This is a genomic window from Glycomyces halotolerans, assembly GCF_054779575.1.
Genome location: NZ_BAAGXZ010000001.1, coordinates 161,514 through 180,816 on the forward strand (window position 1 = coordinate 161,514; position 19,303 = coordinate 180,816).

Annotated in this window: 10 protein-coding genes, 1 tRNA gene and 1 pseudogene; 7 read left to right on the forward strand and 5 right to left on the reverse strand. The window is 67.7% G+C overall.

Translation table 11 applies throughout. The features are described 5' to 3' along the window. Positions 1-43 precede the first annotated feature (43 nt). A complete protein-coding gene (locus ACYVL2_RS00835; RefSeq protein ID WP_460539193.1) occupies positions 44-1,132 on the reverse strand; it encodes a DUF1611 domain-containing protein in 1,089 nt (362 codons plus the stop codon). A 190-nt stretch (positions 1,133-1,322) separates the two neighbouring features. Further along, entirely contained in the window at positions 1,323-2,561 is a 1,239-nt protein-coding gene (gene cobA, locus ACYVL2_RS00840) for a siroheme synthase family protein (protein ID WP_460539195.1), read from the reverse strand. Positions 2,562-2,780: 219 nt separating this feature from the next. Here cobA and ACYVL2_RS00845 point away from each other — a divergent pair, with 219 nt between their 5' ends. Then, positions 2,781-4,958 carry a transglycosylase domain-containing protein gene (locus tag ACYVL2_RS00845; RefSeq protein ID WP_460539197.1) on the forward strand — a complete coding sequence of 726 codons (2,178 nt, stop codon included), beginning with the start codon at positions 2,781-2,783 and terminating at the stop codon, positions 4,956-4,958. Here ACYVL2_RS00845 and ACYVL2_RS00850 read toward each other — a convergent pair. Further along, positions 4,918-5,688 (reverse strand): SURF1 family protein, encoded by a 771-nt coding sequence (locus tag ACYVL2_RS00850; RefSeq protein ID WP_460539199.1) that lies wholly within the window; start codon positions 5,686-5,688, stop codon positions 4,918-4,920. The genes ACYVL2_RS00845 and ACYVL2_RS00850 overlap by 41 nt on opposite strands. 36 nt (positions 5,689-5,724) lie before the next feature. Between ACYVL2_RS00850 and ACYVL2_RS00855 the strand changes: the two genes are divergently transcribed. After that, complete coding sequence (locus tag ACYVL2_RS00855; RefSeq protein ID WP_460539201.1) at positions 5,725-7,065, forward strand: M20/M25/M40 family metallo-hydrolase; 1,341 nt, start codon at positions 5,725-5,727, stop codon at positions 7,063-7,065. Positions 7,066-7,072: 7 nt separating this feature from the next. Here the strand turns inward: ACYVL2_RS00855 and ACYVL2_RS00860 are convergent, their stop codons facing one another. Then, positions 7,073-8,068 carry a M48 family metallopeptidase gene (locus tag ACYVL2_RS00860; RefSeq protein WP_460539203.1) on the reverse strand — a complete coding sequence of 332 codons (996 nt, stop codon included), beginning with the start codon at positions 8,066-8,068 and terminating at the stop codon, positions 7,073-7,075. Positions 8,069-8,457: 389 nt separating this feature from the next. Here ACYVL2_RS00860 and ACYVL2_RS00865 point away from each other — a divergent pair. Both ACYVL2_RS00865 and ACYVL2_RS00870 read left to right on the forward strand, forming a co-directional pair. Continuing rightward, a tRNA-Arg gene (locus ACYVL2_RS00865) sits at positions 8,458-8,531 on the forward strand. A 95-nt stretch (positions 8,532-8,626) separates the two neighbouring features. Further along, entirely contained in the window at positions 8,627-10,129 is a 1,503-nt protein-coding gene (locus ACYVL2_RS00870; protein ID WP_460539205.1) for a tyrosine-type recombinase/integrase, read from the forward strand. On the opposite strand, the pseudogene ACYVL2_RS00875 reads toward ACYVL2_RS00870, so the two are convergent. Beyond that, positions 10,126-10,386 (reverse strand): annotated as a pseudogene (locus tag ACYVL2_RS00875) (transposase); the annotation flags it as partial. The gene ACYVL2_RS00870 and the pseudogene ACYVL2_RS00875 sit on opposite strands and share 4 nt — an antisense overlap. A 13-nt stretch (positions 10,387-10,399) precedes the next feature. Between ACYVL2_RS00875 and ACYVL2_RS00880 the strand changes: the two are divergent. From ACYVL2_RS00880 to ACYVL2_RS00890, 3 genes are all read left to right on the forward strand, one after another. Further along, positions 10,400-11,293: a hypothetical protein gene (locus tag ACYVL2_RS00880; protein WP_460539207.1), complete on the forward strand. Its 894-nt coding sequence runs from the start codon at positions 10,400-10,402 to the stop codon at positions 11,291-11,293. Next, positions 11,293-14,601, forward strand: a complete 3,309-nt coding sequence (locus tag ACYVL2_RS00885; RefSeq protein ID WP_460539210.1) for a DEAD/DEAH box helicase — start codon at positions 11,293-11,295, stop codon at positions 14,599-14,601. Before ACYVL2_RS00880 ends, ACYVL2_RS00885 begins: the two co-directional genes overlap by 1 nt. A 507-nt stretch (positions 14,602-15,108) precedes the next feature. Continuing rightward, positions 15,109-19,152 carry an NACHT domain-containing protein gene (locus ACYVL2_RS00890; RefSeq protein ID WP_460539212.1) on the forward strand — a complete coding sequence of 1,348 codons (4,044 nt, stop codon included), beginning with the start codon at positions 15,109-15,111 and terminating at the stop codon, positions 19,150-19,152. Positions 19,153-19,303: the final 151 nt, after the last annotated feature.

The window sequence follows — 19,303 nt, forward strand, 5'->3', positions numbered from 1 at the left end:
CACGGGCGGCGCGCCTGCGCGCCGCCCGGTTCCTCTTCTGTCGCTAAGCGGCTTCGCCTACTTCGAGCACGCCGGCGCGGTGGTTGCGCCGGGCGGCGGCGAGGTGGAACAGCGGCAGGGCGGTCTCGGCCTGGGCCAGCTCCCCGGGGGTGTGGACGGGGACGTCCATGCCCGCGACGGCCTCGCGCATCGCGAGCGCGGACTGGGTGAGCCTGCCGCTGGCGGCGAGGACCGGCAGGCCGAGTCCGCGCAGATGGCCGGTGCCGTAGCGCGCTCCGGCGGCGTCGGCGGCCGCCAGGACGACGCCGTCGATGAGCTCTCGCATGACCGGGTACTCCAGCAGCGCCGACGTCTCGGTCTGGAGGATGCCGTCGGCGATCTCCATGACCACCGCGTCGACGTCGTAGCCGGCGACGTGGTGGTAGAGCGTCTGCGCGAGCTCGGCCAGTTCGGGGACGGGGACGCCGGCGGTGGTCGGGTAGCCGCCGTCGGTGAAGTCGGCCGCGATCGCCGCGCCCGAGTCGCGGAACATCCACGGGTCGCCGCCGGCGCCGGTGCCGGTGACCTTGATGCCGGCCACGCGGCGGCCCGAGCGGGTCAGGCCGCGGATGACCGAGGCCGCGGTGGTGGACTTCCCGGCGTTCATGGAGGTGCCGACGACGGTGATGACCGGCGGGTGGTCGCCGAGTCCGAACGGGTTGAGCACCGAGTATCGGCGCAGGTCCAGCGGGACGCCTTCGCGGTCGGCGAGGAGCCCGATCGCTTCGAGGCGGGTGGGCGGGGCCATGTCGCTGTGGCGGCCGGTCACCACCCCTGCCACGCCGCCGGCGGCGACGAGGTCCACCGCGGTCATGTCGGCCGGGACGGCGGCCTCGTACTGGTCGGGCGCGTAGCGCTCGCCGAAGGCCAGCAGCAGTTCGTCTCCGGGGTAGATCACCGACTTGCGTCCTGATCCGAGTTCGAGCCAGTCGTGATGGCCGAGCCATGCGACCCGGGCGGCGAGGATGTTGCCCGGGCGGGGCGCGCATCCGTCGACCATGGTGAGTCCGGGCGCGAACGGGTCGACGTTGCGGACGGTATAGGCGATCTTGAGACGGGACGCCAGATCGCCGGGGAATTCACGAATACGCACGTACACTCCTATTAGGACAAACGGGGGTCGACGAAAGTACCCCACGATCACAGAGAACACAAGCGGTCAGATTCGAGACCGCGGCGGCAGACGCTGCGAGCGCAGCGCTGTTGATGAGCGAATATTACGGTCTGCGTTTCGCTTTGTAAAGGGCGGATTCGGTGAATTCGCGAAGGCGTCCAGACCGCCGTCAGGCCGATTCCCGATGACCGCCGCCGGACCGCGGGGACCGCAGGTCGCGGCGGCGTCCGGCGACCTCGCCGACCACGATCACGGCCGGGTGGTTGGCCTCGGCCGCGCCGAGCTCGCCGAGGGTGCAGTCGCGCACCGTCTGGTTCTTCGTGGTCGCGTTCTCGACGATCCGCACGGGGCTGGCAGAGTCGCGGCCGTGCTCGATGAGCGCCTCGGCGATCGCCGCGCGGTTCTTGACGGCCATCAGGAGCACCAGCGTGCCGTTCGACTGCCCGAGGGCGGTCCAGTTGACCCGGCTCTTGGGGTCCGAGGGCGGCACGTGGCCGGTGACGACGGTGAAGTCGTGGACCACGCCGCGTTCGGTCACGCTGATCCCGGCGGCCGCCGGTCCGGCGATCGAAGAGGACACGCCCGGCACGACTTGGACCGGCACGCCGGCCTCCAGGCAGGCGTCGAGCTCTTCGGCGCCGCGCCCGAAGACGAAGCCGTCGCCGCCCTTGAGGCGGACGACGAACTTCCCGGCCAGCGCCCGTTCGACCATGACGGCGTTGATCTGCTCCTGCGTGGTGTGTCGCCCGTACGGGAGTTTGGCGGCGTCGACGATCTCGACGTCGTCGGCCAGCAGGTCGAGGAGCGCCTGGGGCGCGAGCCGGTCGGAGACGACCACCTCGGCCCTGCGGAGCAGCTCCAGGCCGCGCAGGGTGATGAGGTCGGCATCGCCGGGGCCGGCGCCGATGAGGGCGACGCCGGCGGGGCGGTCGGCCTCGCGTCCGCGAGGAGCGTCGAGCTCGCCGCTGCGCAGCATCGAGCCGATCGCGTCGCGGATCCCGGCGGCGCGGCGCGGGTCTCCCGAGGCGGAGACGCCGACGGCGACGTCGTCGAAGGAGGTGCGGGCGAGGGTCACCGCGTCGGTTCCGGTGGCGTCGTCGGCGCGGACGCACCAGATGCGGTCGCGCTCGGCCTCGGCGGCGACGGCGGCGTTGACCTCGGGGTCGTCGGTGGCGGCCAGCACGAACCAGGCGCCGGCGGTGTCGCCCTCGCGCCACGGGCGCCGCTCCCAGCGCAGGTCGCCGGAGGCGGCGTAGTCGCCGAGCGTGGTGGTCGCCTCTGGGGCGACGAGCGTGATCCGCGCGCCGGCCTCGAGCAGTCGCGGGACGCGCCTGGCGGCGATGGTGCCGCCGCCGACGACGAGCACGGTCTTGCCGCGCAGTCGCAGTCCGACCTCGTAGACGGTCACGTCGCCTCCCTCTGGCGCTGCCTCGATTCCGGGGACAATCGTATGCGGATTTCGTCGCGCGCATCTAACCGGCGCATTGCGAGCCTGTTACGTATCGTCATCCAGGGGTACCCGCCGGAAGCCCGGCCGTCCGGCTCCTGATGGGACGCTTAGACAATCGTTAAAAGAACGAGCTGCGTTTCCTTCCTCGCCGTCGCCCGTGTGACCTAGGCTGTATATATGAGCAATCGACCCCGCCAGCCAAAGATGTCCGGCGTCGGCTCCCCCGCGGCGGGAAGCCCGAACCGTCACGCCGACGGGGCTTACGCCCTGCTCCGGACCAGCCTGTTGTGCGGTCTGGCGATAGCGGCGCTGCTGTTCCCCTTGGTGGCGATGGCGGGGTTGAGCGCCAAGGCGGGTTACGACGCGATCGACGTGCTCTCCGAGGAGGTCGCCGAGACCGATCCGCCGCTGACGTCCTACGTGTACGCCGCCGACGGCGAGACCCTGGTGAGCCTGTTCTACGACGAGTTCCGCCGCCACGTCACGCTCGACGAGGTCGCGCCGGTGATGCAGCAGGCGATCGTGGCGGCCGAGGACGCGCGCTTCTACACCCACAACGGCGTCGACTACCGCGGCATCATGCGCGCGGCGGTCGCGAACCAGACCTCCGGCTCGGTCGAGCAGGGCGCCTCGACGATCACGATGCAGTACGTGCGCGGCGCGCTCAAGCTGAACGCCGACTCCATCGACGAGGTCATCGAGGCGACCGAGCAGACCTCCACCAGGAAGCTGCGCGAGGCTCGGCTGGCGATGGCCGTCGAGGAGCAGCTGACCAAGGACGAGATCCTCGAGCGGTACCTCAACCAGGCCTACTTCGGGCACAACGCCTACGGCATCTTCGCCGCCTCGCAGGTGTACTTCTCCAAGCACCCCTCGGAGCTCGAGTTGCAGGAGGCCGCGCTGCTGGCCGGGCTGGTGCAGGCGCCCTCGGCGTACGACCCGGTCACCTCCGACCAGAGCTCGGCGATGGAGCGCCGCAACTGGGTCTTCGAGCGGATGGTCGAGGTGGGTTACCTCTCGCGCGGCGACGCCTCCGAAGTCCGGGGGGCGCCGATCGAGCTCGACGTCTACAACCCGCCGAACTCGTGCATCGGCATCGACGGCACCTCGACCGACTACGGGTTCTTCTGCGACTTCTTCCGCCGGTGGTGGCGCGACCAGGACGCGTTCGGCGAGACGCCGGCCGACCGGGAGCGGGAGCTGCGCCACGGCGGCTACACGATCATCACCACGCTCGACCCAGACCTGCAGGAGCTGGCCAACGACACCGTCAACGACGCCAAGAGCAAGAACAACCCGCTCGCGCACGGCGCGGTGGTGATGGAGCCGGGCACCGGCCGGATCAAGGCCCTCGGGCTCAACCGGACCTACTCCTACGACCAGTCCGACAACGGGCCCCACTCGAATCCGAGCTTCGACAACCGCAAGGGGAACTACCCCAACACCGTCAACCCGGTGCTCGGCGGCGGCGACACCGGCGGTTACCAGGCCGGGTCGACCTTCAAGGTGTTCACGATGCTCGCGGCCCTCGACGAGGGCTATCCGCTCGACTACTCGATCCACTCCCCGCACCGGGTGGCCACGAGCTTCGTCTCGGCGACCACGGCGTGCGGCGGCCGGTGGTGCCCGAAGAACGGCTCGGAGTCGATGGCCGGGGACCGGAACATGTGGTCTGGATTCGGGATGTCGGTCAACACCTACTTCGCGCAGCTGATCGACCGGGTCGGGGCCGACAAGACCGTGGAGATGGCCGAGCGGATGGGCCTGCAATGGCGCAGCGAGGGTGACGCGTACTACGCCTCGGAGGAGCGGCGCAGCGGCTGGGGGCCGTTCACGCTCGGCGTCTCCGACGTGCAGCCGATCGAGATGACCAACGTGTTCAACACCCTGGCCGCCGAGGGGCAGTACTGCGAGCCGATGCCCACGCTGCGGGTGATCGACCCGAACGGCCAGGAGGTGGACGTCGCCCAGCCGCGCTGCCATCAGGAGCTGGACAAGGACGTCGCTCGGGCGGCCACCGACGCGGGCCGGTGCGTGACCGAGACGCAGCGCAAGGGCGCCGGCTGCGGTCCGTGGGGCACCTCGCGGGTCGTCGGCGACATCGTGGGGCGTCCGGTCGCCGGTAAGTCCGGTACCACCGACAACGACCGGACCTCGTGGTTCCTCGGGTACACGCCGCAGCTGACGGTCGGGGCGTTCATGGCCGACCCCGACTACATCTTCAACCCGGTGGGCCGGGGGAACTCGTCGGTCTCGAAGGAGACGGTCGGGCGGATCCTGAAGGAGGGCCTGGAGGGCGAACCGGTCGAGGACTTCAAGCCGCCGTCGAAGAAGATCCAGACCGAGGGGATCTGACGGCCTCGTCCTCCGGCGTGCCGCGCAGTTCCCGGCGGAGCAGGACGACCCAGCCGATCGGGACGAGGGCCGCGAACAGGGCCCACTGGACGGCGTAGGAGTAGTTCTGCCAGGACCGGAACGACGGCTCTTCCAGAGCCGTGAAGCCGTCGGCCGGTGCGGTCTGGCCGATCCAGGCGCCGCGCAGCTCGTAGTCGAGGTGCTCGCCGAGCCGGTCGAGGTTGAGCCGGCGCGCCTGCAACCGGTCGTCGACGACGGTGACCGCGCCGCCGGACGGCTCGCTCTCGTAGACCCGCCCGACCACGGTGACCGCGCCGGCGGGAGGGGCCGGGTAGTCGGGGACGGCGCCGGAGCCCTCGCCGGCGACGAAACCGCGGTCGACCAGCAGCGCCGTGCCGTCCGCCAGCACCAGCGGGGTGACGACCTCGAATCCGTTAACGCTGTTGTTGGTCTGGGCCCGCAGCACGATCTCGCCGTCGGCGTCGAATGTGCCGGTGGCCTCGACGAGCGTCCACCGGTCCTCATCGGCGAGCGCGCCGCCGGCCGGGACGACCTCGTCGAGGTCGACCGGCTCGCCGGCGGCCTCGATCCGGTCATTGGCCTCGGCGCGCTGCTCGGCGCGGCCCCACTGCCACTGGGACAGCAGCCCGCAGACCGCCACCACGACGACGGCGGCGGCGGTCAGTCCCAGCCAGCGCGGCGAGACGACGAACCTGAAACGCTCTAGCACGCGGCCGAGTCTAGTCGCGGCCTATCATTGCCGCCCATGAGCGATGTAGTGAATGCGGTGCGCGCCGCGATGCCGGGAGTGCGCGCCGACCTGGAACGACTGGTCCGCATTCCCGGTGTGGCCTTCGACGGGTTCGACCACGAGCCGGTCCGTCGCGGCGCCGACGAGGTGGCGCGGCTGCTGACCGAGGCCGGGGCCGCCGAGGTCGAGCAGCTCCGGCACGGCCCCGGGCAACCGAGCGTGTTCGCGCACTTCCCGGCCCCGGACGGGCGGCCGACGGTGCTGCTGTACGCCCATCAGGACGTGCAGCCGGTCGGCGACCTGTCGCTGTGGGAGCAGGAGGACCCGTTCGAGCCGGTCGAGCGCGGCGGGCGGATCTACGCGCGCGGCGTGGCCGACGACAAGGCCGGGGTGATGGCGCACATCGCGGCGCTCCGGGCCTTCGGCGGTGCACCGCCGGTCGGTGTGAAGCTCCTCATCGAAGGCGAGGAGGAGTTCGGTTCGCCGACGTTGGAGGGACTGCTGCGGGAGCACCGCGACCGGCTGGCCGCCGACGTGGTGGTCATCGCCGACTCGACGAACTGGCGCACCGACGTCCCGGCGCTGACGACCTCGCTGCGCGGGGTGATCAACGTCTACGTGGAGGTCGCGCTGCTCAAGGGCGCGGTCCACTCCGGCGTCTACGGGGGCCCGGTGCCGGACGCGCTGACGGCGCTGTGCCGGCTGCTGGCGACCATGCACGACGAGCACGGCGATGTGGCCGTCGAAGGGCTGGTGTCGGCCGAGGCGAGCGACCTGGACTACGACGAGGCGAGTCTGCGCGAGGAGGTCGGCATGCTGCCCGGTGCGGAGTTCATCGGGACCGGGCGGCTGACGAATCGCCTGTGGACGAAGCCGACGGCGACGGTGCTGGGCATCGACGCTCCGGGTGCCGCCGAGGCGGCGAACGCGTTGCAGCCGAAGGCCCGCGCGAAGGTGTCGTTCCGGCTCGCCCCCGGTGACAGCGGTGCGGCGGCGGTGAAGGCGGTGACCGAGCACTTCGCGGCCAGGGCCCCGTGGGGCGCCGAGGTCAGTGTCGTTCCCGAAGCCGGAGTGGGCGATCCGTGCGTGATCGATCCGACCGGCCCGGCTTTCGAGGCCGTCGAGGAGGCCTTCACCGAGGCGTGGGGCGGGACCGCTCCGGTCCACATCGGCATCGGCGGTTCGATTCCGATGATCGCGACGTTCCAGGAGCTGTTCCCGGGCGCCGACATCCTGGTGACCGGTGTGGAGGATCAGCTGTCGAATCCGCACGGCCCGAACGAGTCGCTCGATATCGGCATGTTCGAGCGGGTGTGCGTGGCCGAGGCGCTGCTGTTGGAGAAGCTCGCGAGCTGACGGCCGCTCAGAAGCTGTCGCGGAGTTTGCGCAGCAGCTTGGCCAGCGGGTCGCCGGAGGTCTCGAAGACGTCCTTGTAGGACTTCGCGGCGGCGCGGGCCTCCTCGGAGATCGACGCGTCCGCGTCCTCCTCGCGCTTGGGGTAGCCGCCGGCCAGGAAGTCGCGGTACTCGCCTTCGTCGACCCACCGCTTGATCGAGGCGGCGCGGGCGACGGCGAAGTCGTGGCTGCGCTGCTCGAGCAGCATGAGTTTGAGGAAGCTCTCGCGCAGGTCGCCTCCGGACTCGAACTCGCCCGCCTGCTCCAGGAACGCCGCGGTGTCCACGTCGGTCAGGTCGCCGCCGCCGGCCATCTTGGCCATGAACCGCACGGCGACGGCCGGGTCCTGGACCGCCAGCGCGCCGGCCCGGTCGGCCGACAGCTCGGCCTTGCGGCTCCACTCCGAGAGCGCGGCGGTGATGACCCGGAGCCCGACCACGCCGACCGGGATCCAGGCGACGGAGGTGGTCAGGCGCAGCAACACCATCAGCAGGGTCCGGTACAGGCCGTGCCCGGACAGGGCGTGGCCCAGCTCGTGGGCGAGCAGGAACCGCAGTTCGGCGTCGTCGAGCAGTTCGAGCGAGCCGGAGTTGACGACGATGAGCGGCCGGTCGATGCCGATGCACATCCCGCCGAGGTCGGGGTTGCGGGTGATGTAGAGCTCGGGCAGTTCCCCTTGGACGTCGAGGACGGAGGCGACCCCGAGGTAGGCCTCGTGGACGCGGGCGTACTGGTGCCGGTCGACCCGGATGGCCGACCCGAGGTAGCTGAGCCGGAGCGAGCGCTCGGTCACCATGCTCGAGAGCCGGCGCATGATGACGTCGAAGCCGCGCAGCTCGCGCAGGGCCACCAGCGCTCCCCGGTCGGCGGGATGCTCCCAGGCCCGTGTCGATATGCCTCTCAGGACGACCGGTGCACGGCTCGCATCGGCGGCCTCGTTCCGGGGTGGCTGCTGGTCGGACATGCCCGCTCCTCACAGTTCGTCTGAGGCCAGTGTGACACAGCATTCCCATTGCCGAGGTCACGCAGTGTGAATCGCCCCCGCCGCACCGACACGGCGTCGTCTCGGCCGGCACTTCGCGCCGAGGCCGCGTCGAAATGGTAAGAACCGCAAGCGATCTCGCACCGTACGGCGACGACTTGCCACTTAGGCCTTGGTAACAACTTGGCGACAACACGGCGCGCTCGGCTTGACACTCCAGCCTGCGCCGACTACTCATTGACTTGGGTCAGCAATTCCGGGGCGTCGCGAAGAATCATTTTTGGGGTGTTCTTCCGACGCCCCGTACTCGTTCGCGCTCTACCGCCGGGTATTCTTGCGCTGGCGCGGCGTCCGCCAAGCGAGCCCGCCGGGCGCCAGTAGCTCAGCTGGATAGAGCACCGGACTTCTAATCCGACGGTCGCAGGTTCGAATCCTGCCTGGCGCGCAACGTTCGCCCAGGTAGACGGCCAATTTTCCACCGACACGCCGTCGCTCTCCAAGCTCTTGTCCATGCCCCTGTCCATGAGGATGCTCACAGGCATGGCCGAACAACGCTCACAGAAGGCCCCCGTCCGCGGCAGCATCCGCCGGCGGGGCGGCTCGCTCCAAGTCCGCGTCTACGCCGGGACCGATCCGGAAACCGGCAAACCACACTATCTGACCGAGACGCACACCGACCCCAAAGAGGCCGAGAAGGCCCGCACTCGGCTCGTCGCTCTCGCCGACGCTCGGAAGGCCCCGCTGTCGAACAACACGTTCGCCGTCGCCGTGCGGAAGTGGCTCGATTCGCGGCAAGCGGAGGTCGACGCCGGCGAACTGAGCCCCACCACGCTCGAGGACTACCGGCAGCTCGCCCGAGACCACGTCATCCCCGTGCTCGGCGCCATCACCATGGGAGAGCTCGACCGGCAACTCGTCCCCACCGCCGAAGGGCTCTACGCGGCGCTGCTGAGGTGCAAGATCCGCTGCGGCAAGAAGATGACCACCGAGCACTACCCGAGCGGCCGAGCCAACAGCAGAATCCTGCGCGGCCCCGAACTCGACCGGCACACCTGCGGAAGGCGCTGCAAACCGCACACGTGCGTGCGGATGTCCGCGAGCAGGCTCCGGACCATCCACAGCATCATCACCGGCACCTGCGCCACCGCACACCGCTGGCGCTGGATCCAGGAGAACCCTGCCGAGCGCATCAAGGCGCCGAAGGCCTCCAAACCCAGGCCGAAGGCGCCGAGCACCGAAGAAGTCGGCCGCCTCGTCGCCGCGGCCTTCGACATGGACGCCGACTGGGGCACCATGGTCTGGCTACTGCTGGTTACGGGCGTCCGACGCTCCGAGCTCCTGCGCTGGCAGCTACAGGACGTCGACTTCAACCGCTCCATGATCTTCGTCGACTCCACCAAGACCGACGGCACCAGCCGCTGGGTCGCGCTCGACCACGCCACGATGGGCCTCCTCGAGGCGCTACGGGCTCGCATAGAGACCCGCCTGGCGGCGGCAGGCGCTGCCGTCACCGGCGAAGAGTATCTGCACTCCTACTCCCCCGACCACTCCCAGCCGGGATCGAAGAGCTACTTCAGTCACCGCTTCGCGAAGATGGGCGCCGCGATCGGCATCAAGACGCACCCGCATGCGCTGCGCCACTACGCCGCGACCGAGCTGGTCGCCGGCGGCGTGGACGTCGTCGCTGTTGCCCGCCGCCTCGGCCACACCAAGCCGTCGACGACCACCGACTTCTATGCCGCCTGGCGTCCCGAGATCGACCACCGTGCGGCCGCGATCCTAACCAGCAACGTGGTTCTGCCCTCGCAGCTCGGCCGGGCCCGCGTTGAACGCGACTACTCGGCCGAGCAGCCGAACCGCACTGACCCGGCCCTGGAGGCGAGGATCTGCGACCTTCGACGCCGCACAGGTTGGGGGCCCAAACGCATCCGCGAGCACCTCGCCGTCGAAGAGATCTCCATCGCCGAATCAACGATCTGGAAGGTTCTCACCCGAAACCGACATAGAAATGGCTTCCATTTCGATCAGGACCTGGAACTTTAGAGCACATCCGGAATGGGGTTGTTGGGCTGCTTGGCGAGTGTCTTGTAGCAGGTCATGGCGGCTCCGAGAGTGACGAAGGCGAGGAAGTGCGCAGCTTTGCGCTCGTAGCGGACGGTCAAGGGGCGGAAGCCATCGAGCCAGGCGATCGTGCGCTCGACCTTCCAACGGTGACGGCCGAGCCGCTGGGAGGATTCGATGCCTTTCCTCGCGATTCGGGGGATGATGCCGCGGGCTCTCAGGGCGGCGCGGCAGCTCCGGTACTGTGACACAGTGGTGAATCACGCTCACGCAGAGCCAACGCGCTCTCCGGCCGCGCTGATCGACGAAGCTCTGACCGACCTGGAGCGCGTCATCGTCCTCACGGCCGCTCCCGGTCCTGCCAGCCACACCGTCCTGATCGCCGACGGCATCGAGAAACCCGCCGCCGTGCGGGCGCTGGGCAGATACTTGACCGGTGTCGTCGCCGGCATCGTCGGACTCGACGCACGAATCACCGACGAACTCCTCCAGGACTGGACTGACGGACCGGCCGAGCTCGCCGCCGACCTCCAAGCCCTTCTCGGCGCCGACAACGTCTTCGACACCGAGAAGCAGCAGAAGTTCAAGACCACCGCGCGCGATCCCTGGATCGCTGAGGGCATCGGTCACGCACTCCTGGTCATCCGCGCCCGAGCATCCACCAACCTCCTGCCAGGAGCGGTCCACGCAGTGAAGAAACTCCACCCCAGACCGAACATCCCCGGCATCGACCTACTGGCCATCTACGACGACGGCGACGACATCGCTGTGACGATCGGCGAATGCAAGGCCTCCAGCAAACACGCCACCAACAACTTGGCCAGCGCCGCCAAGTTCTTCAAGGAAGTCGACGCCGGCGACTACGGATACATACTGCGCGAGGAGATCGCAGCACTGCGGCCGGTACTGCCCGAGCCGATCAAGCCGCAGGTGACCAACGCACTCTGGCGAAGAAGCCGATGCTACGTGCCGGCGATCGCCTACGCGGAGGACTTCGACCCCCACTGCGAGCGCGCACACCTGGCGGCCCTCGTGCCGCCACCTGATCGTCGCCGCCTGGTCGCGGTCGAGCTGAGCGACTTCCACGGGTTCTTCGACGCCGTCGCCGACGCGATGCGCACTGCAGTGACCGAGGTGACCCTCTAATGTTCAACGAGGGCATCACGGCGCTCCTGCGGGCGCTGCCGCAACTGGACGGACTCGACAACGACCAGGTCCGCCGTATGCTCAGCCGGGCCTGGTTCGAGGCCGAAGGCCGACGGCGGCTGGGCAGCGAGCTACGTGACCATGCTCCCGCCGTTGAGGAGCTGCGCCGCCTCGCCACGGCCCTGGAAGCACACCTCATCCTCGTGCCCGGCCTCGACTCTGTGACCGTTCGCGCGTCCGCGTTCGTCGCTGCCGAAGCGCTCGACATCGCCACCGAGCTCGAGCCACCCGCCGCCTTGCCGGGACTGTTCGGCGACGGCGCGCGATACGAGCGCATCGAGACGGCGGTGCTGTACCTCATCGCCGGGTATGACGCGAACGCCGCATTGACAGCACAGCAGACGACCTGGGAGCCCCAGCCTGGCACGGAGCCGCCGCCGACATCCGAGGCATGGCTGCTCGAGGTCGTCCGTTCCTACTTGACCCTCGGGGCGCTGCCCGTTGCCGCCGCCCCGGCGCCGGTCGACCGCACACAGGCGCTCCGCGAACGTGCCCGGGGCGCACTCATGCGCCAACTCGGTGACGCCGTAGCCGAGCATCTGCGATGGCTCGCATTCCAAGGCACCGACCGCGACCGTCCTCGGGACGCCATCGAATCTATTGTGGAGCTACTCGAACGGTCGGACGCCGCCTTCGGCGCCGCTGCAGTGCCGCACGCCGACCTTCATCATCTGGCCGTGCTGCTGCTGGCCGCGATCGGCGGGACCACCGACCGGGCCTTGCGTACGGTGCCCCCGCCCGCGGGCGACGGCGGCCGCTTCCAGGACTACCAGCGGGACCGGGCGCGGACTCGCCCGCTGCTGTGGCCGGCCGCCGCCGAGTACGCCCAGCGATGCCTCCCGGGGCCACGCGCGCACGCCGTGGTTACGGTGCCGACCGGCGCCGGCAAATCCGCGGTCGCGGACTTGGCGATCGCCCAGGCGCTGCATCGCGGATGGGCGCTCTATTTGGCCCCGACCAACGCCCTCACCGGGCAGATCCGGCGCCAATTGACCGAGGCGTTCGGCCACCAGCCGAGCACGAAGGTGCGGGAGTTCGCCGGCGGCATGGAGTACAGCCCTCTGGAAGCCGGTGCGCTCGAGACCATCGAGGACCGCCAGATCCTAGTCATGACACCCGAGAAATGCACGCTTCTGCTGCGCCAGAACCCGAATGCGTTCGCGCACCTGCAATTGTGCGTGGCCGACGAAGCACACCTTCTCGGCCAGCGAGACTCGCGGGCCCTCGTTGCCGAACTCGTCATCGCCGAGATCTTGCATCGGGCACCGCAGGTGCGGATGCTGCTGCTGTCGGCGCTGATCGCGAATCCCGACGACCTTGCACGGTGGTTCTCAAGTACCACTGGAATCGACGCGATCGTCGTCAACGACCCCTGGCGGCCTACCCGGACCCTCCGAACCCTCGCAGGAATCGAAACCACCGCCATGGACCAGGCCCGCACGGAGGGCAAAGAGAACCTTCAAGAACTCGGCCCCGATCGTGTGAACACCACCGTCCAGCTGACATTGACGTTGCTCGGAGGACTTCAAGGCACTTGGAAGGGCCGCGGCCGGGACGACTTCGCGCGCATCAAGACCCACATGACCACCACCCTGACCTACCACCGGGAAAACCAGCTCGTCATCAAGGGCTACGTCAATCAGACTGTCGGCGACATCGCGCACAGCCTCGCCGAGAACGACCACCGGGTCCTGGCCTTCCTGCCCCGCAGCAAGCACTACCCGTTCGCTGTCGGAACCAAGGTCGCGCAGCGGCGCCACACCGCCAGCGAGCTCCGCCCTGACATTCAAGCGCTGCTGACGCTGGCCGCGGCCGAACTCGGCGGCCCCTCAGCGCTCCAGATCCTGCTGGAGCGCGGCGTGGGCGTCCACACCAGCGCGATGCTGCCCGAGGAACGACGGGCCAGCGAAATCGCGTTCGAGCACGGCAGTGCCAGCATCATGTTCGCGACAGGCACCATGGCGCAAGGCCTCAACCTCCCCGCGACAGCCGTCGTACTGGGCGGCACCACCGTCGGCAGCGGCCAAGACGACGGCGATCCATCAGGCCAAGTTCGACGCAGGGGCGAACTTCTCAATGCGATCGGACGCACCGGCAGAGCCAGCGTCGCCGCCCGATCGATGGCCATCCTCGTCCCCGACCATCTGCTCCAGATCCCTTCCCACCTGCACGCCGGCGCGGTTGCCGGGACGCGACCTCCGATCTTCGACGACGAGGAGGCCTCGTTGATCGTCGAAAGCCACCTCGGCGGCCTGATCGCGAAGGCGCTCGACGGGACCCTGAACGTACAGACGCTGCCCGCGGACGAACAGACCGCCCTCACGATCCTGTCCCACCAGCCCCAAGGCGAACCGCAAGGCGCCGTGCTGCACCGGACCTGGGCAGCCGCGCAACCGGCGCTGGGCCCGTATCTGGTCCGTGCCGCCCAATCCCTCGATGCGGCGGGCACCGCCTATCTGGTCGAACGTGGCAGTCCCGCATGGGTGGCCGCGGCAGCACACCGGTCAGGCATGAGCCTCCCCACGGCGACCGCAGTCCACGCCGCACTCGACCATGAACTGCGCGAACGCCCTGCCCCGCAATCGCTTCTAGACTGGAGCGACCTCATGATCCAAGTGCTCAGCCGCATCGACCGCCACAGCCTGCACCTTGCACTGCCCCCAGACCCACTGAAATCGACTCTCCTCGCAGGCGTGCACGCCGAATCCGACAAGACCCGGGCGGCCGCATGGCAGGCCCTGCATGCAGGGCTGCGAACGTGGCTTGCCGGAGCACCACTGCTCGCCATCGCCGAACACACTGAACACAAAGACCCGCGAGGAAACCTGAAGCGAACGTCGCAGTCCCCGCTCCCGAAAACCTGGAAATTGGTCGACACTGGATTCAAACACTGGATTGCGATGGCCGCTGGCGGCATCGGGGCGATCGTCACCGAGGGAAAGGCCGCCGACCCTGATGGGCCATGGCAGTTGGGCGCGGTAAGCGAGCGATTGCTCTCGCTCTTGCCCCTGGCTGTTCGATACGGCGCCGCCACCCCGTCAACCGTTGCGTGGATGCGTGCAGGCGCCCGACCGCGAGTGGTCGCGCACCTCCTTAACGACCTCATCCCCGCTCCGGAGGATCTCGATGACGAAGGCTTGCAGCAATGGGCATGGCGGGAACTGCGGGCACTGCGAGACGGGCACGCGGTGCAGTGCAGGACCGAAGCTGAGCAGGAAATTATTGCCGCACTGCGGCAGGTGCTTTAGGGCACATCCGGAATGGGGTTGTTGCAGGATTGAGGATTTTCACGACGCTCGTCCTGTCTGATGCTGTCTGGCATGACCGATGCGGTTGAGTCCTACTGCCCGGATCTGCTGCCATGACCTGCTACAAGACACTCGCCAAGCAGCCCAACAACCCCATTCCGGATGTGCTCTTAGTCCGGTGGACGGGCTCCGAGTTCGCGCGGTGAATGGACACGGTAAAGCCTCGCCTGACTGATGAGTGCTGGTGGTCCTGGGTCTCGGTGCCACTGTCTGAGCGGTGGCCGGGCCGGCGCGGGCAGCGGCGCTCGATGGCCAGGAGCGCCTGTAGGGCGTCTCGTTTGTGCGATCCCCGGACGAGCTAGAAGCACCTGCCGCCCGAGCTCCGCTCCGGGCCTGGGATCGCATACCGACTGTGGTTCCGGCACCGGAGCGAGGCGAGACCTGGCATGATCGAATCGCACCATCTGGCCGAGTGGGGCACAACGATGTGCATGAGAGGACCATGGAATGACTGCCTCCCCGCGCAGATTCGTTCAACGTCATGTCCTGCCGGCGAATGTGACGCCGCCGCTGGACGATCACGGCTTCCTGCATCCGAACCGGCAGCGGCCCTGGTACACCAAAACGGCCCCAACGCCGATGGAACTCGATGCACTGGCAGAGAGGCCGGACAGCTTCGTACTGCTCTCCCCTGACGGCTCTGGAAAGTCGACTGCTCTGCATCACCTTCAAGAGGACGAGCCCGGTTCGCGCTGGATCGACTTGAACCGCTTCGACCTCGGCGGATTGCGCACCGAACTTGACCAGTTCGTCACGCCTGGGGCAACGCTCTACGTCGACGGCGTGGACATCGGCCTGTTCTACGAGCCGCGGCTCGCGGCACTACTGGCGGACCGGTTGCAAGATCCGGGTCTGAGCGACGTCCGCTGGCGGTTCGGTTGCCGACCTGCTTCCTGGAGTAGCCAGCTCGAACTTGCCCTCGACGCCCACCTCGCCTCGGCGGCTAACGGCAACGGAAGACAAGACCCGTGTCCTGCGTTCGTCCTGCTCCCGCTCACACGCGACGCCGCACAGGGACTCGCAGCGTCGGTCACCGAAGAGCCAGAGCGCTTCATTGAGGCTCTGGTCACGGCACGCCTCGGGCGGCTGGCAGGGCATCCAGGCCGGCTGACAGCGGTCGCGACTCGCTGGCGGGTAGAGCAATCGCTGCCAGCGACCCACGCGGAGGCGCTTAAATTCGAGGTCGAGCACCTGCTGTTCGATGCTAATACGGAACTGCAGTCAAAAGCATTGAACGAAGAACGCAAGGCGGTTATCGCCGCGCGGCTCGGCGCGTTCACAATGTTCTGCAGCGCCGACCGCTACAGCTCCGACGACTTCGCTGACTCGAACGTCGCTACTATCAGCACGCTTCCGTTCGCGGCAGAGCCTGCCGAGCCCGGAATTGAGTATCCGCCGGACCACTATCGAGTCGTGCTCGGTTCGGCGCTGTTCGACCGTGACCGCGACGGCGCCATCGGGTTTGCCCACCAACAGTACGCCGAGTTTCTCGCCGCCCGTTACCTCGTCGAACGCCGCACGCCGTCAGCGAAGATCAGGATGCTGCTCGGCGTCCAGCGCGACGGCACTTTGCCGAGAGCGATGACCGCGACGGCGGCCTGGATCGCCGCGCTCCAACCGGATCTCACCCACTCGATCATCGTCGACAACGCCACCGCATTTTTGGAGAGCCAAGTCGATCTGCCTTCCGATGAGCTGCGCCGCGACATCGTAGACCGCATCCTCACCGCCGCCGGGAACGACGACATCGACGTCCTCTACGGAGAATCGTTCGCTAACCTGGCCCACTCGGCCTTGGAACCCCAGCTCCTGCGCTACCTTGACGATAAATCTATAACGGCGATGCAGCTGTGGTGGATTGCAAACCTCGCCGAAAACGGCGCCGCGAGCGGAGCCTGCGCGAAGCTCGAACCCCACGTGTACTCCAGCGCGTGCTCTGTCTTGGCGCGCAGGGCCTGCGCCCGCACTATCGGCGCCATTGGCACCCCGGAACAGCGTATGGCGCTGGCCGAACTGCTTCGTCTCCCCGAAGCTGAAGATCCAAATGACGACCTTCTCGCTATGGCGATCGACGCCCTCTACCCTGAGCTGTTGTCCACCGAGGACTTGCTCGCTGTATTGCGGCCACGTCGCAACCGCAACTATCTCGGTCCCTACCAGGTCTTGCTCGGTTCGCTGCCGCAGCGAATCCCGCCTGCAGACCTGGGGAAGACACTCAATTGGGTGAGCATCCACGCCGCCGGTGATGAGTGGGGTTTCGGCCAGCTCGTGCCGAAGCTGGTGGCCATCGCCTGGTCCTCACCGCAGCGAAGCGACCTCATCCCCGAAATCGCTAAGGTCGTCGCGGCCGGTGCAGACCGCCAACACTGGGGTGGAAGGCCGCTTGGCGCTGAACCGCCTTGGGTCAAAGACTCTGACCCGCAGTGTCGTCGGGAGCTACTCCTGACCGCGCTCGAAGTCATCGACGACGACGATTCTTACCGACTGGACCAGCTCGGACTGTTCACCGCTGACGACCCGCTCTGGGCGGTCGCAATCCTTCCCGATCTCGAGGAGCCGGTCCGCAGCCGCCTTGCGAGATGGGTCGCACACAGCGACCAGGACCCACCATTGGCGCTCATCGAAGCCGTGCTGTCGCTTCCCGACGACCACCCGGCCCACGCCCCGACCGCATTCTGGCGCGATGACGTCCCTATCGACTGCCACATCGCCCAGGCACACCAGAAACGACTGGCTCGGGACGCCGAGGCCGCCGCCCGCAAGGCCGAATACCTCGCTCAGCGCAAGACGTCCGTGCTCGACGCCGTCGCCACCGCCACGCGGGATCCGGACCGGTGGTGGCAGATACCATTCCGACTCCTCGGTACGTCTCAAGACAGCGACTGGCTCCGCTTTGACATCACTGAGCATGAGGGATGGGCGGATCTCGACACTGCCGCCCAAGAGCAGATCCTCGAAATCGGATGCAATTATCTGGAGACTCACGACCTCAACCCAGCAGCCTGGCAGGGTGCCGCCTCGATCAGTCCCAACCTGGTCCTACCCGACTGGTCCGGGGTGTTCTTGTTGGCGACCTTGGCATGCCACTGGCCCGATCGGCTCGCCCGGCTCGATCCAACCGCTTGGGCCCGGTGGGCACCGGCGATCATCGGGTCCTGGGACCCAGATCCAGCAGAACAGAACCCCATCCGTCGCGATCTGATGAACCGAGTCCCCGACTGCGCGCATGGCGCGTTCACCGAGGCGCTCTGGGCCCATCTGGCGGCATTCGAAGCCGCTGAACGCCCTCTGGCCAAAAACGTGTCACTTGAGTGGGCCACAACGCTGGCTGCCAACGAACTCGGCAGTCGCCTCGTCGCCGGCGCGTACTCCAATCAGCTCGGACTCGACCTCCTCGACCTCCTCTCCAAGCAGAACCCAACCCAAGCGATCGATACCTGCTGGCGTCTGCTGGACGAACCTGACTCACATCTTCGGCTGAGGGCAGCTCGAAATCTGGCTTCCCTTGCACCCATCGACATGCTGGTCCACCTGGCGACTGGCGTATGGGCCAACCAGGAGCTCTATGCATTCATCCCATATATCGATCCCCGTGCACTCGAACCCGACGAGCTCGCACTGCTTTCCCGATTCCTCCTGGACCGGTTTCCGATCGCCAACGACCCGCCCTGGGAAGGCGGGTGGGTAGGCGAAGCGAACGCCCATGACACCCTTCGCGCCCGTGCCCGATGTCTCGAGCAGCTCGCTAACCTCGGCCTGATCGAAATACTCCTGCACCTCAACCACGATCGCAACCCAGTCGAAGCCAACTACCTCAAACTGCTGGTCCGACGGGCACGCGTCAGCAACGCGGACCTCGCTGTCAAACCACTGAAGCCCTCGGATCTCCTTCAGTTGCTCGACCAGGCCGACGCGCGAATCATGCGCAGTGCCGAAGACCTCCAGTCCGCGCTGCTCCACCAGCTCGACACGATCCAACACGAACTGCGAACTACCGGCCTCTACCGTGACATCTGGAACCAGTTCAAGAACTATGCGACCCCGAAGAACGAGGACAGCATCAGCGACTGGCTGCAGCGACAGTTGCGCTTGCGATTCAAGCGCCCAATCTTCATCGACCGCGAGGTCCAGGTAAGACGTCCGTCAGAGCACGGAATCGGGACCCGCATCGACCTCACCGCCAGCACCACGAGCTACACCCGCCACCGCGAGGCAATACGCGTCATCGCCGAAGCGAAACTCGTCAACAACAACGAAGTGAACTCCGCGATGCAGGAGCAGCTCTACGAGAAGTACCTCGACCCGCTCCAACTCAGCCACGGCCTATACCTCGTGTTCTGGGTACGACCCGACCAGCGTCCCAACGAGTGGAGCAGGGCTGCGCACCCCGACCCCGACGCCCTGCTGCAGCAGCTCCAGGTGCAAGCCGAACGGATCACAGGATCGGAGATCATTCCGTACATATTGGATATCAGCATGCCCGCGACTTGAGCGTAACCTCTGCGACCTACGAGCACACATGATCAGAGACGGTGGCCGCCACCAAGGTCTGCTTCAAGCGCTCGGACAGCTACCTGACTTCCACTGGGCCAAGGGTTGCGGCAAGATGAGAACCCGTAAGTGAAAGGTTCCCAGTTGCTCA

What these genes read in the sequence shown, in the direction of transcription:
- ACYVL2_RS00845 (WP_460539197.1), top strand. Translation starts at nt 2,781, where the DNA reads ATGAGCAATCGACCCCGCCAGCCAAAGATGTCCGGCGTCGGCTCCCCC.
- ACYVL2_RS00855 (WP_460539201.1), top strand. Translation starts at nt 5,725, where the DNA reads ATGAGCGATGTAGTGAATGCGGTGCGCGCCGCGATGCCGGGAGTGCGC.
- ACYVL2_RS00860 (WP_460539203.1), bottom strand. Translation starts at nt 8,068, where the DNA reads ATGTCCGACCAGCAGCCACCCCGGAACGAGGCCGCCGATGCGAGCCGT.
- ACYVL2_RS00870 (WP_460539205.1), top strand. Translation starts at nt 8,627, where the DNA reads ATGGCCGAACAACGCTCACAGAAGGCCCCCGTCCGCGGCAGCATCCGC.
- ACYVL2_RS00885 (WP_460539210.1), top strand. Translation starts at nt 11,293, where the DNA reads ATGTTCAACGAGGGCATCACGGCGCTCCTGCGGGCGCTGCCGCAACTG.
- ACYVL2_RS00890 (WP_460539212.1), top strand. Translation starts at nt 15,109, where the DNA reads ATGACTGCCTCCCCGCGCAGATTCGTTCAACGTCATGTCCTGCCGGCG.